This window comes from Nonlabens dokdonensis DSW-6, assembly GCF_000332115.1.
In the GTDB taxonomy this organism is placed as follows: domain Bacteria; phylum Bacteroidota; class Bacteroidia; order Flavobacteriales; family Flavobacteriaceae; genus Nonlabens; species Nonlabens dokdonensis.
Genome location: NC_020156.1, coordinates 2,972,397 through 2,987,261 on the forward strand (window position 1 = coordinate 2,972,397; position 14,865 = coordinate 2,987,261).

The 14,865-nt window shown below is 35.0% G+C and carries 15 protein-coding genes; 4 read left to right on the top strand and 11 right to left on the bottom strand.

What is annotated here, in order from left to right; all coding sequences use genetic code 11:
* Positions 1-5: 5 nt before the first annotated feature.
* From ald to DDD_RS13020, 9 genes are all read right to left on the bottom strand, one after another.
* A complete protein-coding gene (gene ald / locus DDD_RS12980; RefSeq protein WP_015363361.1) occupies positions 6-1,091 on the bottom strand; it encodes an alanine dehydrogenase in 1,086 nt (361 codons plus the stop codon).
* 367 nt (positions 1,092-1,458) lie between these two features.
* On the bottom strand, positions 1,459-2,253 hold the full coding sequence (locus tag DDD_RS12985; protein ID WP_015363362.1) for a DUF3050 domain-containing protein: 795 nt from the start codon (positions 2,251-2,253) through the stop codon (positions 1,459-1,461).
* 220 nt (positions 2,254-2,473) lie between these two features.
* Positions 2,474-3,046, bottom strand: coding sequence for a hypothetical protein (locus tag DDD_RS12990; RefSeq protein WP_015363363.1), 573 nt, complete (start codon positions 3,044-3,046; stop codon positions 2,474-2,476).
* A gap of 217 nt (positions 3,047-3,263) precedes the next feature.
* Positions 3,264-3,842 carry a DUF6624 domain-containing protein gene (locus DDD_RS12995; protein WP_015363364.1) on the bottom strand — a complete coding sequence of 193 codons (579 nt, stop codon included), beginning with the start codon at positions 3,840-3,842 and terminating at the stop codon, positions 3,264-3,266.
* Between the two features lie 267 nt (positions 3,843-4,109).
* The gene (locus DDD_RS13000) at positions 4,110-4,679 is read right to left on the bottom strand and encodes a hypothetical protein (RefSeq protein ID WP_015363365.1); all 570 of its coding nucleotides are present in this window, start codon (positions 4,677-4,679) and stop codon (positions 4,110-4,112) included.
* A gap of 121 nt (positions 4,680-4,800) precedes the next feature.
* Positions 4,801-5,430 (bottom strand): hypothetical protein, encoded by a 630-nt coding sequence (locus DDD_RS13005; RefSeq protein ID WP_015363366.1) that lies wholly within the window; start codon positions 5,428-5,430, stop codon positions 4,801-4,803.
* A 50-nt stretch (positions 5,431-5,480) separates the two neighbouring features.
* Entirely contained in the window at positions 5,481-7,037 is a 1,557-nt protein-coding gene (locus DDD_RS13010) for an IS1182 family transposase (protein ID WP_015363367.1), read from the bottom strand.
* A gap of 198 nt (positions 7,038-7,235) precedes the next feature.
* The gene (locus DDD_RS17330; RefSeq protein WP_015363368.1) at positions 7,236-7,847 is read right to left on the bottom strand and encodes an immunity protein Imm33 domain-containing protein; all 612 of its coding nucleotides are present in this window, start codon (positions 7,845-7,847) and stop codon (positions 7,236-7,238) included.
* Positions 7,848-8,131: 284 nt separating this feature from the next.
* Positions 8,132-10,153 carry a tetratricopeptide repeat protein gene (locus tag DDD_RS13020; RefSeq protein ID WP_015363369.1) on the bottom strand — a complete coding sequence of 674 codons (2,022 nt, stop codon included), beginning with the start codon at positions 10,151-10,153 and terminating at the stop codon, positions 8,132-8,134.
* Between the two features lie 368 nt (positions 10,154-10,521).
* On the opposite strand from DDD_RS13020, the gene DDD_RS18030 reads away from it, so the two are divergent.
* Together DDD_RS18030 and DDD_RS13025 are read left to right on the top strand one after the other, a co-directional pair.
* The gene (locus DDD_RS18030; protein ID WP_015363370.1) at positions 10,522-10,659 is read left to right on the top strand and encodes a hypothetical protein; all 138 of its coding nucleotides are present in this window, start codon (positions 10,522-10,524) and stop codon (positions 10,657-10,659) included.
* Positions 10,660-10,666: 7 nt separating this feature from the next.
* Positions 10,667-11,908: an MATE family efflux transporter gene (locus tag DDD_RS13025; protein ID WP_015363371.1), complete on the top strand. Its 1,242-nt coding sequence runs from the start codon at positions 10,667-10,669 to the stop codon at positions 11,906-11,908.
* Between the two features lie 302 nt (positions 11,909-12,210).
* On the opposite strand, the gene DDD_RS13030 is transcribed toward DDD_RS13025, so the two are convergent.
* Together DDD_RS13030 and DDD_RS13035 are read right to left on the bottom strand one after the other, a co-directional pair.
* A complete protein-coding gene (locus DDD_RS13030; RefSeq protein ID WP_015363372.1) occupies positions 12,211-12,468 on the bottom strand; it encodes a Txe/YoeB family addiction module toxin in 258 nt (85 codons plus the stop codon).
* A gap of 1 nt (position 12,469) precedes the next feature.
* Positions 12,470-12,724: a type II toxin-antitoxin system Phd/YefM family antitoxin gene (locus tag DDD_RS13035; protein ID WP_015363373.1), complete on the bottom strand. Its 255-nt coding sequence runs from the start codon at positions 12,722-12,724 to the stop codon at positions 12,470-12,472.
* Between the two features lie 212 nt (positions 12,725-12,936).
* Here DDD_RS13035 and DDD_RS13040 point away from each other — a divergent pair, with 212 nt between their 5' ends.
* Positions 12,937-13,236, top strand: coding sequence for a hypothetical protein (locus DDD_RS13040; RefSeq protein ID WP_015363374.1), 300 nt, complete (start codon positions 12,937-12,939; stop codon positions 13,234-13,236).
* Positions 13,237-13,273: 37 nt separating this feature from the next.
* The gene (locus DDD_RS13045; protein ID WP_015363375.1) at positions 13,274-14,473 is read left to right on the top strand and encodes a glycosyltransferase; all 1,200 of its coding nucleotides are present in this window, start codon (positions 13,274-13,276) and stop codon (positions 14,471-14,473) included.
* Positions 14,474-14,865 lie beyond the last annotated feature (392 nt).

Sequence of the window (14,865 nt, forward strand, 5' to 3'; positions counted from 1 at the left end):
TTGTTTTACCATCCAAAAGCATCATTAAGTTCTTGATAAACCACCTTTCCAGAAACGATATTTAATCCAGATCGCAATGTGGCATCTTTTTCACAGGCTTTCTCCCATCCCATTTTTGCCAATTTTAATACATAAGGTAGCGTGACATTAGTAAGCGCTACTGTTGAAGTATATGGAACTGCGCCAGGCATGTTAGCTACCGTATAATGTACTACATCATCAATAATGTACACAGGATCTTCATGAGTAGTAGGACGTGTAGTTTCTACGCAGCCACCTTGATCTACCGCTACATCTACAATCACGGTTCCTGGACGCATTTCTTTAAGCATGTCTCTTGTGATAAGATTTGGAGCTTTTGCCCCTTTAAGCAATACGCCACCTATGATCAAATCATGCGTTTTAATGTGTTTTCTAATATTAAATTCATTTGAAAACTCTGTAACTACGTGTGGTGGCATGACATCATTTACATACCTTAAACGCTTCATGTTGATATCCATTATGGTAACATGAGCTCCTAAACCAGCAGCCATTTTTGCTGCTTGAATTCCTACCACTCCAGCTCCCAAAACCAATACCTTACCAGGAGCAACTCCCGGAACACCACCTAAAAGCACGCCACGACCTTTTACCGGTTTCTCTAAGTATTTTGCTCCTTGTTGTATTGCAAGTCTACCTGCAACCTCTGACATAGGTGTAAGGAGTGGTAACGTACCATCGGCATCTTCTACAGTTTCATAAGCAATGCAAACGGCTTTTGATTTTATCATCGCCTTAGTTAAAGGCTCGCTTGATGCAAAATGAAAATAGGTAAAAACTAGTTGTCCTTCTTTTATTAAATCATACTCCTCGGCGATAGGTTCTTTAACCTTTACGATCATCTCACTACTGTCGTACACTTCTTCAATGTGATCTAGAATAACAGCGCCGGCACCTTCATAATCCTCATCAGAAAAACCACTTCCTTCTCCAGCACTTTTTTGTACATAAACCGTATGATTGTCTTTAACTAGTTCAAAAACTCCTGCAGGAGTAATTCCTACTCTGCTTTCGTTATTTTTTATCTCTTTAGGAATCCCTACAACCATGTTGGTGTTTTTTAAATTAAAGGGCTAAGTTGGTTTATTTTATATAAATATGAAAGTAATTACTAAATTTTATAGGGTATGAGGTTTAAAATAATACGATATATGTATTTATACCCTATAAAAAATAGGGTGTAATATCAATATTGTATTTTAAAGAATAGGATGAAATAAGTTCCGCTTTCGCGAAAGCGAGATCAGAATAAAAATTATTAAAAGTTTCACGAGTTCAAAAAATCGATAGAACACGACCGATTTCTATAAAATTAAAAAGCGTTCAAGTATGTAAATCTTCTCTTCTATTCTCCTTATTATCGTGAAAATAGGCGCGTAAAAGATAAAGCCAACACAGAAAAATAATTGTAAAAATTTATGCTATCGCTGCGTGAGAAGCAGTTTTCTTGTGCTGAATTAAATCTGTAATGGCATCCCAAAGCTGAATGCGCTTTTCTAAAGATTGCTTAGCAACTATGAGTGTTTCATTCCATTTTTGGTCATCGTCCTGACACAATTCTGCAACCATTTCTAGCGATAATGGTCCGTGCTCATCGCCATCCAGCTCAATATGTCTATTGAGGTAATAATTGATCTTGCTGTATTGATGGTCTTTTTGCTCAGCATTTTCTAGAATTTCTAGAAACATATCAGGAATTACATCTTCACGTCCAAAGGTAAATGCAGACGCTACTAGGTGCATTTTATTAGTCTCGATAATAGAGAAGGTGAACTTTACAAAATCTGCTATTTTTTCCTCAATGCCTATTTCATTCAAGGCAAAATTTACCGATTGTCCTGATTTTATATGATTGATAAATGCATCTATTTCACTCGTAGAAGCATCCATTTGCTGCATGGCTTCCAGATACATTTCAAAATGACTTTTAGGTTCTCCTAGCTCGTTTACATCGCTTTCTTCACCATGCACTATTTCATTGATAAATCTCGATAGGACTGGGTTTTCTGGCGGAGTCCATGGTGAGTTAACATTAGTAAGATTTACTTGAAGAGTTTTTAATAAAGACATAAAATCCCAAACAGCAAACACATGATTTTCCATAAAAACTTTAATATCCTCTATGTTTTTGAGGTTGTTATAAAGCTTATGATTCTTTAATTGAGATCTCAGGTCTACTAGTTCGTTTTCTATATGTTGTATTCTCGTCATTGTAGGAATCTTTGTCTTATGGTTATAAGTAAGTTGCTTACTGAAAAAGCAAAAATAATACTATTCAGTTCGAACTTTTTCTTAAAACTTTCAACAAAATGGTAAGTTTACTAGATACAATGCTGCGATCGAAATTCCTTCATTTGCGATCATTCATATGAAAGTACTTTGGGGATAAATTGAAGCAGGTTTTAGTAGTTTTATGCTGCAGTGCTTTGTTTTAAACAGTTATTTTTATTCGTTTTATTTGATTTTGGTATTGAATTTCAGTTGTTGATAATGCGTTTTGATCAAGTCCATTATGAATGGAAAAAAAATTATCATTATCAGATTCCGATTCTTTTTCTAACACGAATTCTATTCCAGTAAGTATATCTCCGGTCTCATATTTTTCTCCAGTTTCTACTGATTGACTCAAAAAATTGTAGGTTAGAATATTGATTCCTATAATTGGCTTATTCAAGTTTTTAGTCAACTCCGATTTTCCGTCTTTTTTCCAAACTAAAGGCATTTCTTTTTCCAATCCATACCAATCCAGTTTATCAGTCAATTCAAACGAATTAATTGTTAAGCTAAATTCGTCCAATTTATAAGCAGTAAATTCAAATCTTTTTCCCTCAATTTCGAGAACTATTGGTCCATCTGTCAGCCATTCGTTTTCTTTTGTGTTCCACATTATCCAAAATCGGTCTATGCTCTTTCCTATAAGTTCAAATAAGATTTTGTCAAATTCTATTCTAAAACTCTCTGCTGAATTATAGAATTTTGGTTTATAAGTAGGAATTCCGAGCATTCTTTTTTAATTGGTAACAAAGGTCTAGTATAAGAAAATAAGGGCAATTGTAAATGATACTTTTCAGATTGAGCTAAAGCCGAATTTTAAATTTTGTTAATTATTTTAATCTTTTTAATTAAGTCAAATTTAAAAATTTGGCGACTTTCCAAATATACCTTACTTCAATTAAGCAACTGACTAGCTATAAGCCGTATAAGTTGTCGTGCATAGTTATTTAATGTCCGTGACCTTGATTTTCACTATTCATTTTTATAACTTGTAACCTTTGTTCCGCTAAAGTTTCTACTCCGTATTCAATTCGTTCAGCATCGGTTATTTGTGTCGTATCAATTTCTGATAGTATCCAAGGTTCGTCTCCTTCTTTATAAAATTGAGTCCCGTAAATTTGTGGTTCTCCTTTGCTTAATAAATATCTGTCAGTTGTTGCTGCAAGAAGCCATTTGTTAATTGTTGAATCCAAGTCAATGGCTTTTTTCATTAACCTTACTGCTTTTCCATAATCAGTAGAATCGTTTCCGTGTTGAAAAACCATTGCAGCATTCTTGTAATCTTTCGCAGTTTTAATTTTATTCAAGGCTATAATTTCATTTACTCTTACTCTTCTTAAACTGTCTCTTTTGTTTAATTCTTGCCAATTTATGTTGTCAGTTTTTCGGTCATTTTGGTCGTTTTCATAAATTTCAATTAATTCAGCATTGTCAATTTCGCTAATTTCTTTTTCAGATTCCTGTTTTTTTTCAGTTTTGCAACTTAAAATAGTAACTATTAAAATCAATAATGATATTCTTTTCATATGGTTTGGTTCAAATTATGCGCATTTTTTATTTTACTTGCAGCGTGCAAATTAGAAAAGTATTTTCGGATAAAGCTAAAGCCAAATTTTTAAATTTTACTATATTCTTGTAATAGAAATTGGCCTAAATTGTTATTTAGATTTGGCTTTTAAAACAAGCCTTTGCCATTGCAAAATCAGGATACATTTATGATGATTCTTACAGAAATACTCTAGTGATGAAATAAAGCAGATTTCACTTATTTTTTACCACAGCACTTTGTCGTCCTACGTTATTCTTTTGATTAGTTTTTCGTATTTGTACTCAATTTCTTTCCTTCTGTTAGATTTTCCTTTAATTTGTCCATAAACTTTATCCGACTTTGATTTATATTCTATCGAAGTTTCTGAACAACCCCACATAAAGTAATCGTCTTCTTTTTCGTTTGTAAACCTATCAAACGAGTACTTTGATAAAGTTGGTACAATCACATAACTTTTTCCCTTTTTCAAGTGTCGTATTCCAGATCTGCATACAGCACCTCCAAAAGAACCAAATAGTCTTATTTTTCTCTTATTTAATATACCTTTTATAACGGATAAAACTTCTAAATCTACAGATTGCCAATATTCAGCTGTTCCGTTATAATCTGTTTTTAATGTTTCATTTATTGTTTCTTCAAGCGAATGAAAAGTTTTTCCATTGTCAAGATGAAAATTTTCTTCAATTACTTTAACCGTCAGAACTAAATCAGCTTTTTTCGCCGTTTTGATAAAATTTCCGCCCCAATCGCAGCTACAAGCAAATCCTGAAGTTGAGATAAATAGTGAAAATATTATTAGCAAGTTTTTTGTCATAATGTAGCACAACGATTTGTATATGGTTTGTTGGGTGTTTTAAGCACTTAATTTAGCAAATAAAAACCGAATAGAAAATCTGCGAGGATTTTAGTAAGTAGGCTATAACTAGCAATTAATTTTATACTGTGTTGTGTGTAGGCTTTTCTTTCAGATTATTAATTTCAGTTATCAATTCCGCTTTTTGATTTTCCGTCAGTTCATTAAATAATTTGACTTTCTTTCCTTTATACTTAAATATTATTTCTCCCATTATATGACCAAAAAGTAATTTTCTATTCAGAGCGATATTCCGCAATGTTTTGTCATAAGTCGATAATGAGTTTTCTTGGGTTTCATTCCGAATATTTTCTACGTGTTTCAATTCAAAACTTTGTGTTTTAGTTAGAAAAGTTCCTTTTTTACTTAAAGTCATTTTTCCTTTTTCAATTCGCAATTCTTGTCGTCCATTAATCAGCCACAAAAATTGTCTTAATCCGATAGTCGCTGCAATTGGATGAACAACAAAAAACACAAGTATAAATTCCGTTGAAATTTCATTTCCGTTTATAAAACCTTCGATAATTCCAGAAAAAAAGAGTCCACAAGAAAATAACGTAAATCCGAGTGCAATAAATGTATTTCTTGAATTATTTGATGCAAATAAGCTATTACTTTTCGGTAAGCACACAAACTTTTTCCTATTCAAACCGAAAGTAAAAATTCGGCTGTATTGGTATTGAAAATTTATTAATTTATCTTTAATGTTCATTGGTTTGTCAGCTCACACACAACGGCAGTTCGTCTCAAAACTGCGTGATTTCAGTTTAAATATACGTTAGAAAAGTGAAGTGAATGGATTTTGAGAAAGTGAGTTGGTAAGATTATTTTTGGTTTGAAAAGGCTTAAAAATGTTGATAGGAGCTTAAAAATGGCTTTATGGCGTTGTTTATTAAGTATAAAGGCTAGTTTTCCTTGCTCTTTTATGATGTTTAGGATTCTTTTGAGGTTGTATGCGATAGCGATGAGGCCAAAATCTGCACTGGCGTTCTGGATTCCTTTTTTAGTAATAATGTGATCAAAACCCCATTGGCGCTTTATGGTGCCATATGGATGTTCTACGATGGCTTGTCTTTTTTTATAGATCTCTGGTTGTTGTTGTACTCGTTTAAAATTAGCTTCTATGTACTGTTTGTATTCACTACGCTGGACTATTTTACCGTTTGCTTTTGATGTGGTGCATAGCGACCTGACTGGGCAGCTTTTACAGGCGCTACTCTTATATTGCTTAAACTTATAATTACGTGCTTTGTACCAGTTTCCATTGCTTTTAAGCTCGTGACCTTGCGGACATTGATAGCTGTCAGATGCTTTATCGTATTTAAAATGTTCTACGTTATAAGCTGGATCGGGCGCTTGACTTTTACGTCCTATAGCTGGTATGGCTACTAGGGTATCGATACCTAAATCGTGTGCTGTTTTAAACTCGCTGCCCGTGTGATAGCCTTTGTCGTAGAGAGCGGTGAATTGGTTGGTTTTAAGGATGGATTTTGCTCTGCGCAGCATGTTTCCCATCGCTTTTTTATCATTCTCGTTAGTAACTTTATAATCTAGGAGTACTTTATGGTCAGCATCTACCGTGGTTTGTGCGGTGTAGCATACTTCTGTGATCATCCCACGAGTAATTTGGTGCCTGCTATCTGGATCGCTGGTGGACAACTGCGGATTTTCGGTCGTGGTATCTTCCTTCAGCGTTTTATTGATTCCTTCGTAACGCTTGCGCTGTTTGTTGTGCTTGTCGATTTGGTCTTTGTGGTCTTGCTTTTCTTGGTCGTTGTCCGCTTTTGCAAGAGCGGTATTATGCTCCTCTAATTTTTTATCGATGTACTCGATGTGTCGGGCTACTTTTTTGAGGTTGTAATTGTTTTTCTTGCTGTTTTGAGCTCTGAGTTTAGTGGAGTCTCCAGCGATTAAGGTGGCGCCTATCAGGTTGTGGTTTTGGGCGATACTCACGGTGGCTCTAAAGACGCGTTTAATGGCTTTGGGGTTGTTTTTTCTAAACCTAGAGATGGTGTTGTGGTCTGGTTTGAGATTGCCTAGCAACCAGATGAGCTCGATGTTGCGATTGCATTCCAGTTCTAGTCTTCTAGAGGATCTCATGCGGTTCATGTAGCCATAGATGAAGAGTTTGAGAAGATCTGCTGGATCATAAGGTGGTCTTCCTTGAGATGCTAGTGATGCAAAGCCTAGATGTTCTAAATCGAGACTGTCTACAAAGGTGTCAATAGCCCTAACGGTATTATCAGCGGCAATCATGTCATCTAGGCATGTGGTGTATAAAGTGAGCTGACTGCGCGACTCTTTTTGCAAGTATTCCATATATAAATATCGGAAAAATCGATATAAATATCAAGCAGAATGGGAGAGTTTTGAGACAGTCTGACGGTCTCGGCTATGAGTAGTTGCGTGGGTTAGCACTTAACTTTGCAAGTACACACCAAACTGAAAATCCGCGAGGATTTTCAGAAGTAAGCGAAAACAAGCAATTACTTATAGCCATTGTTGTACACCGTTTTTTTATTCAGTTGTTATTAGTTTTTCGTCAAACCAAACATCTTCATATTCCTTTTTGTCAATTAAGAAACGATATCCAACGTCAAGTCCGAAATATTTAATTAATTCAGGTCGAATTTGAAGTAAATGTTCCGCACACATTGGTTGGAAAAAATCTTCAGATTCCGAATATTCTCCTGTCCATATGTACCAACCTGTAATTCCTTTTTCTTCTGGATGTCTTAATCCGTGAATTGGGTCAGCATTTAAGTCCGAGCCGATTCCAACTTTCAGTTTTTTATTTATCGGATTCCATTTAGACTCGTATTTTTCACAAATCTTTTTTTGTCTGTCGATATGTACATTCCACAAATTATAATCCACTAATAAATCCTCATCCGTTTCCAATTGGTGTTTCCAAAGTCTTATGTTCTGTTTCGTAATCGGAAAGTTAATTTCTGGACTGTCCCATTGATAAATGATGTCAGATATAACATCATCTTCCCAATCAATGTGTTCTTCGGTTATTAGATTCCACGCATAATTTTCAAAATCCTTTTCTTTAATTTCTCCATTCAGATATTGGTCGCATTTTGCGATTAAGTCCGAACGTGATATTTTGATTTCTTGATTCAATTCTGCGTTTTTCTTAAATGGTGTACAACGTGTTCTATCTACTCAAATATACACTTTATCCACCTTAAAATCAGGATAAACCCATAGTACTTAAAGTCATAACAAACTAAATATAAGTTATGCAACTCTGTTATTGTACAGCAAATTTGGAGATTTTAAAAGGAGCTAATGTGTTGATGCGATTTTCTTTAAAAGCAGTATCATTACAGCTCAATCAGTATAAAAACATCTTTGACAAGCTCAGACTGACAATTAAAGACTTATGCGCTCAGACAAACAACCTCTTAAAATTGAAACAATTTCCCTTTACCAACTAACAATCTTAAACTAATACCTACTTCAGTAAACTCAAAACCTGCGGCTGTGGCGCTGGCGATGTTGCTGTATTTTCCATAAGCGCCTAATTGTAATCTTGGCGAAAAGCTGTACGTTGCTCTTGCTTCTGCTCTTAATAAGGTAGTCGCGTCGTCGTTTTCTACAAATTGGTATCCACCAGCGACATTGGCATTGTAATTCCATTTTCCGGCAGTTCCATTAAGATCTAGAAATGCTTCAACGGCTTGGTATTTACTTGGGCTAAAGTATTGCTCAGGGATTTGCTCTGCATAACTCAAGTATTGGTAATTGATGCCGCCTTTTAAGGCTGGAGATTTAGTAAAGGTGTAGTACAAAGAAGTAAATAATAAGTTTCTAGAGTTACCATCGGTTTGTTGTGTATGCATCAATCCTGTGTACCATCCAAGATTAAAAGTCGTTCCCATATTATAATTGAGCATGTAGTTATTCAAGAAAATCTTTTCGTCTATCAGCGCAGCGTTAAAATTTTGTAGTTCGCGGCTGTAACCTATTTCTAGATTTTGTAAAGCAAAAGGTTGTGTTTTTAAGAAAATAGAACCGTTAACATCTGTATAGCTATTAGTGTCTGCATCTGCTTTGGTAAAACCTACTGTATTCTCAATCCAGGTGTTGTTTTTGATTCGGTATTTAGAACCTAACACGATATTGGTGTTGTTTGCCATATTACCTTGTGTCATGTTTTCAGTCGTTCTATAACTGTAATTTAAACTAGTCGTAAATCGATCAGAAAACGGAATCGTAGTGTTGATGCTAGCTCCATAAGCTTCGTTATCGCCGTTATCTCTCGTGTAAGCCGCAGTAGTATTTACAGATGGCGTTAAAGAATTATCTATGATGCCGATCAATGCTTTGGCATCTTTTTGTTCTGGATAATAGCTCAATGTTATTTGAGCATATTCATAAGCTCTGGCAAGATTTCCTTGACCTCTGTAGGCGTTGGCTATTCCTAGATTACCAGTAAAAGAAGTACTGTCTTTTGCGAGAATAGCTTTGTAATAATCAATACTTTTATTGATTTTTCCAGTATACATAGAAAGTGATGCGCTCAACGCAACCATACGGCTATTAGTTCCTAATTGATCGGTTAGTGAATCAATATGTGTTCTTGCTTGCTTGTATTTACCGTTCCAGATTAAGGCTTGTACATATCGTTCCTGACTGTCCATCATTTTTATAGAATCGTTTTGTGCAAGTTCAGTAGCTTTAGTGGCAAGTTCTAGAGCGTTTTTATCTTTTCGCATCAAATGTGCTACGAGTGACTGACCTATAAGACCAGTTACTGGATTTTCTAAACTGCTGTACACCGCATTTGCTTTTTCAAAATCTTGGCTCGTTACATAAACGTTTGCTAGTGACATAGTAGAATCATGATCGTTTGGAAAATCTTGTAAATTTTGTTCTAATAACGCAATGGCTGTCTTATAATCTTGAAATACCAAAACCTGAGCCGCTTTTCCTAACCTCATATATTTTCTAGAAACCATAGCATTTGCATTTCCAGGCAGGATCACAAGGGCTTTATTCACATATAATAAGGCGTTGTCATATTCTTTTAAGTTAGATAAGGTGTTGGCATAGCCTAAAGTCGCAGGAAAACTAGTGGAATCTTGCTGCACCAAATTCACATACATGGTTTTTGCATCTTCATAATCTTTATTCCACAACAGTGATTCGGCTACATTCAAGGACACTTCAAAGTCCGTAAGATAATCTGCTTGTAGTTTTGTAAACAACTCTTTTGCCTGAACCGTATGACCGTTAAGTCCTAAAGCACGACCGTAGCAAAGTCTAGCCGTCTTATTATTAGGATAGCTTTCAAGAATGGTGGCAAAAAACTCTTGCGCCTCGCTGTATTTACCAGTTTCTAAGTAAGTAAAACCGGCACTCATATCTTGTGCATAAGACGTCGCGCTGATCAATACGATAATAAGGAAAACTAACTTTTTCATTGTGGGATTATTTACAGTTGCAATTTATAACCACTTCCAGCCGAGTTAATCTGTGGCTATCTACCATTCGACTATACATTTGGTCGATTCAAAGAGGTTCATTTTGCAAAAACGTCAGTTCAGCGACCTCAATCAGAAAAAGTTGTTCTTTATGAAGACGTTGTAATCTCTATATAAAGACGGTTTTTATTCCGCTTTCGCGAAAGCGAGCTGCTCAAAAGAAAGCAGAACACATATTCAACCCATAATCTGGTTAAAAGTTATTTTCTTACCACTCGTCTACAGCATATTTCATCTCGTCGAAATACTGGGTTTTAGACTTTGATAAGACCGCATATTTGTACCGTAATTAAAAAATCAGAACAGTTATGTCTTTAACACTTATAAAAAACAACGACCCATTAAGAGTAGTTCATAATGTGAAAGCAGCACCTGAATATGCTGGATTATCCATCGTTCACAGACGAGTGAATAGAGGTGTGATCCAATTAGTAACTTCTATATAACAGCATCATGATCGCCATCGCACACAAAATAAAAAAGACTTTTACACAAGAACAACTCTTTATGCTGAGCGCCTTTGTAGTGAATGGCGGGAATTATTTATACAATTTATTATTAGGTCGTTATTTAGGACCAGCTCAATTTGCCGATGCTGCGATATTGATCACTTTGCTACTTGCACTCTCATTTGTAGCGATGACGTTTCAACTTACCGTAACAAAATTCACGGTCGAGTTAGCACAGCTACAACGAGAACACCTCATTGCAAAAGCATACAAATATGCCCTAAGCACAGGAATCGTTTTAGGAATGGCTACCGTAGTTTTTGCTGGCGAGTTGCAAACTGTTTTCCAGACGCAATCTGCTGGAATGTTCGTTGCATTTGGACTGGCGATACCTTTGTATTTTATCATGAGTGTGAATCGTGGGATTTTACAAGGTGATAGTAAATTTGGACCTCTGGCGATGACTTATCAATTAGAAATGCTGTGCAGACTGCTACTCACCTTTACCTTTTTGATCCTATTTGATTTACCATCAGAATATGCCGTTTCCATAGCTATCGCGGTTTCTTTTATCGCTGGTTTATTTCCTTTTCAAAAAGGTGCTTTAAAAAAAACACAACAACTCATTCTACCTAAAGAACAGCAGAAAAAAATTACACTTTTCTTTGTGCTTACTGCTTGTTATGAGCTCACGCAAATCGTGTGTAACAACAGTGACATCTTATTAGTAAAACATTACTTTCCATCTTATGATGCAGGATTATACGCTTCACTTGCCTTAATAGGTAGAGTGGTTTATTTTGTAACCTGGATGTTTGTGATGCTGCTGTTACCACAAGTATTAGAAAGCCGCAAAAATGGTAAGAATCCAGTTCCTGTATTAAAAAAGTACCTAGGTTATATTTCTTTACTATCTCTTGCGATTGTAAGTTTCACGTTCTTATTTCCAGAATTTGCTGTAACCATTCTTTTTGGCGAGCAGTATAAAAGTATTGCTGGACTTTTAGGGTGGTATGCGCTGGCGACTTCGTTTTTTGCACTGTCTAATATTTTTGCGTATTACTTTCTTTCTATTGATAAGTATCAGCCTATTATCATTACAGCAGTTTTTGGTATGTTACAAGTGGTGGCGATTATCTTTTTTCACGAGAGCCTTTTTCAAGTAGTGATGGCTCAGGTTTATGTGATGGCAGCGCTGCTTGTAGCACAAGTTTCTTATTTCTTTTATGATCAGTATAGTGGTTGATTATGGAGTTTTATAAAAAGCGAATAGAAAATTTGTAAAGTTTTTTATCAGGTGGCTCATATCCTAATTGCTACTTATCTTCCTTCTAGTTAAAGTGAATTTGAATAAAAAAACTGGATTATATTTAATCAAAGAAGATAAGAAATAAGAAGTTGAGAGGTCAGTTTGAGCGCAGTCGAAAACGATTAAAAAAGGGAAATCAATAAACAGTCTCGACGGCGCTCGACTTGACAATTTTATGAAGACTTGAAAAAGAATGCTTGATTAAAAACTAAGATCAAATTCTCGATAGCTAGTACTTTTTAATCATAATGAAATCTGCATTTTGCAATCAAAATTTCGTTTTCTCGGTATTGGTAGATGAGTCTATGTTCGCTATCAATTCGTCTGGACCAAAAACCTGCGTATTTATGTTTTAATGGTTCTGGTTTTCCTATTCCGTCAAAAGGATTTCTAGCGATGTCTTTAAGAAGTTCATTTATTTTCTTCAGTTTTTTCTTATCTGTCTTTTGCCAGTACAAATAATCTTCCCAAGATTCGTCTACGAAAACATACCTCATTTTAATCTTCTATGAGGTCTTGATTAAACGTAGTTCCGTTTTTTAACTTGTCTATAGCAGCATCTAATCTCAATTCATTTTTTCTTGAAGAAAGCTCGTGATTTGTAGCCATTAAAGAATTGTACTCTTGTAATGACATCACTACAATTCCAGCATCTTTGCCACGATTGATGAGCAAGGTCTCAAAGTTCATTACAACTCGGTCTAAGTAAGTCTTAAGGTCTTTTCTAAAATCAGAAACGGTTGTTATTTGCATGGCAATGTATTTAATATGTACAAATATATGTACATAATATGGTTTATGCAATATTCTTTGATGACAAGCAGCAGTATTAAAAAACTCAAACGAGCGGAAACGATCATTCATCGATACATAATGTCGATCCATCGTAATTTCTCAAAATCAAGGGAAGTATACTAGATATTTGTACTGTCAAATAACAATAACAACAGTTAAAAATAAATACCATGGCATTAGAAATCAAAAACATAGAAGGAGTAATTTGTTTAAAAGGAGCAGTATCTAGCTCTCATATTACTGAGGTAGTAAATTTCTTTAAAGGATTAATAGCGATAGAATCTAGAGTAATTGTCAACTTTTGTGATGTAACATCAAACCAGAAATCATTACTTAGAGAATTCATCAAATTAGAAAACAATCTGACTGATGATCAAGAGTTCCTTTTTTATGGAGCCACTCCAGCTGATGCTGTACAGTTATACAAAGAGATTAACAATCCGCAAAACTTTTACAGCATAGCCGCTTAATATTTCCAAATAGTTCCAATACTTTAAAATCAAGATTATGAAATTAGCTTTAGTAACCGCATATCCTCCAAGTAAAGTAACGCTTAATGAATACGCTTTTCATTTAGTAAAACACTTTAGACGGCATGAAGAAGTTACAGAAATCGTTTTACTTACTGACGACACTGCTGCAAATGCTGAGATTGATTTTAAAGAGGAAGGTTGCAAAGTAACAGTGCAGCCATGCTGGAAGTTTAATAGTTATAAAAATCTGTTTAGTATCGCAAAGGCAATAAGAAAAAGCCGTCCAGATCACGTACTGTATAATTTACAATTCATGAAATTTGGCGATAAGAAAGTACCTGCAGCATTAGGATTGTTCTCTCCATGGTTGACTAAGTTGATGAAAGTAAAAACAACTGTTTTACTTCATAATATTATGGAAACAGTAGATTTATCTAGCGCTGGTTTTACAGATAATAAAATTAAAATGGCAGCTTTTAATTTCATTGGAGAAATGCTTACTCGTGTAATTCTTAAAGCAGATAAAGTAGTACTTACCATTAGTAAGTATGTAGATATCTTAGAAAATAAATACAACGCAAAAAATTGTGTATTGATACCACATGGTACGTTTGAAATCCCAGAAGAGCCAAGTTATGAACTTCCTGAAGGACCACTTAAGATTATGACTTTTGGGAAATTCGGTACTTATAAAAAGGTAGAGAAACTTATTGAAGCAGTAGAACTAGTTAGAAAAAATACAAGACAAGATCTAGAAATTGTGATCGCAGGAACTGATAACCCTAATACCTTAGGATATCTAGAAAATGTTCAAAAGCAATACCGTCATGTTTCTAATATTACCTTTACTGGCTACGTAGCAGAAGAAGACGTTCCGGTAATCTTCTCAGAAAGTGCAATGGTGGTATTTCCTTATACATCTACTACAGGAAGCTCTGGCGTATTGCACCAGGCTGGTAGTTATGGAAAAGCTGTAGTGATGCCAGATTTGGGAGATTTAAGCATTTTAGTGAAAGAAGAAGGTTACAAGGGCGAGTTTTTTGAGCCAGAAAGCGTAAAAAGTCTAGCTGCAGCAATAGAAACTCTTGTAGTAAACAAAGCCTATAGAAATAAAATTGCCAAAACTAATTATCAAGCTGCAACTGCATTACCAATGTCAGTAATTACTAAAATGTATTTGAACACTTTTAATGATCAACTGGTAGCAGCCACTCAAATGGCTGTTGCAGCTTAATTGTTTTGAATATTTATTATCTAACATGCCAAGTATTTCTCTTGGCATGTTTTGTTGAATAAGAAATACTTTTCGATTAGATCTATATTAAGCAGACACGAATAGTTGACATGTCAAATCTTACGAATTCTTTTAAGAACTCCTTTCCTTAGAAAAGGAAAGGTGGGCAAATTGGAGTTTACGGAAATTTGGTCGGATAGGTTGAATGATGCTGGTATTGAAACCTAATACTTTTCTTGTCTAATTGAAATGAAAGGAAACAAATACTAATCAATAAAAAAGTATCGAGAACTGATTTAGACGATGCCAACACGAATAGATGATTTGTCAAAACTTTCGGTGTTGTTTCCGTTCCTCAACCTTAAAGGATTTGGAAACAAAAGTTCTTTAGT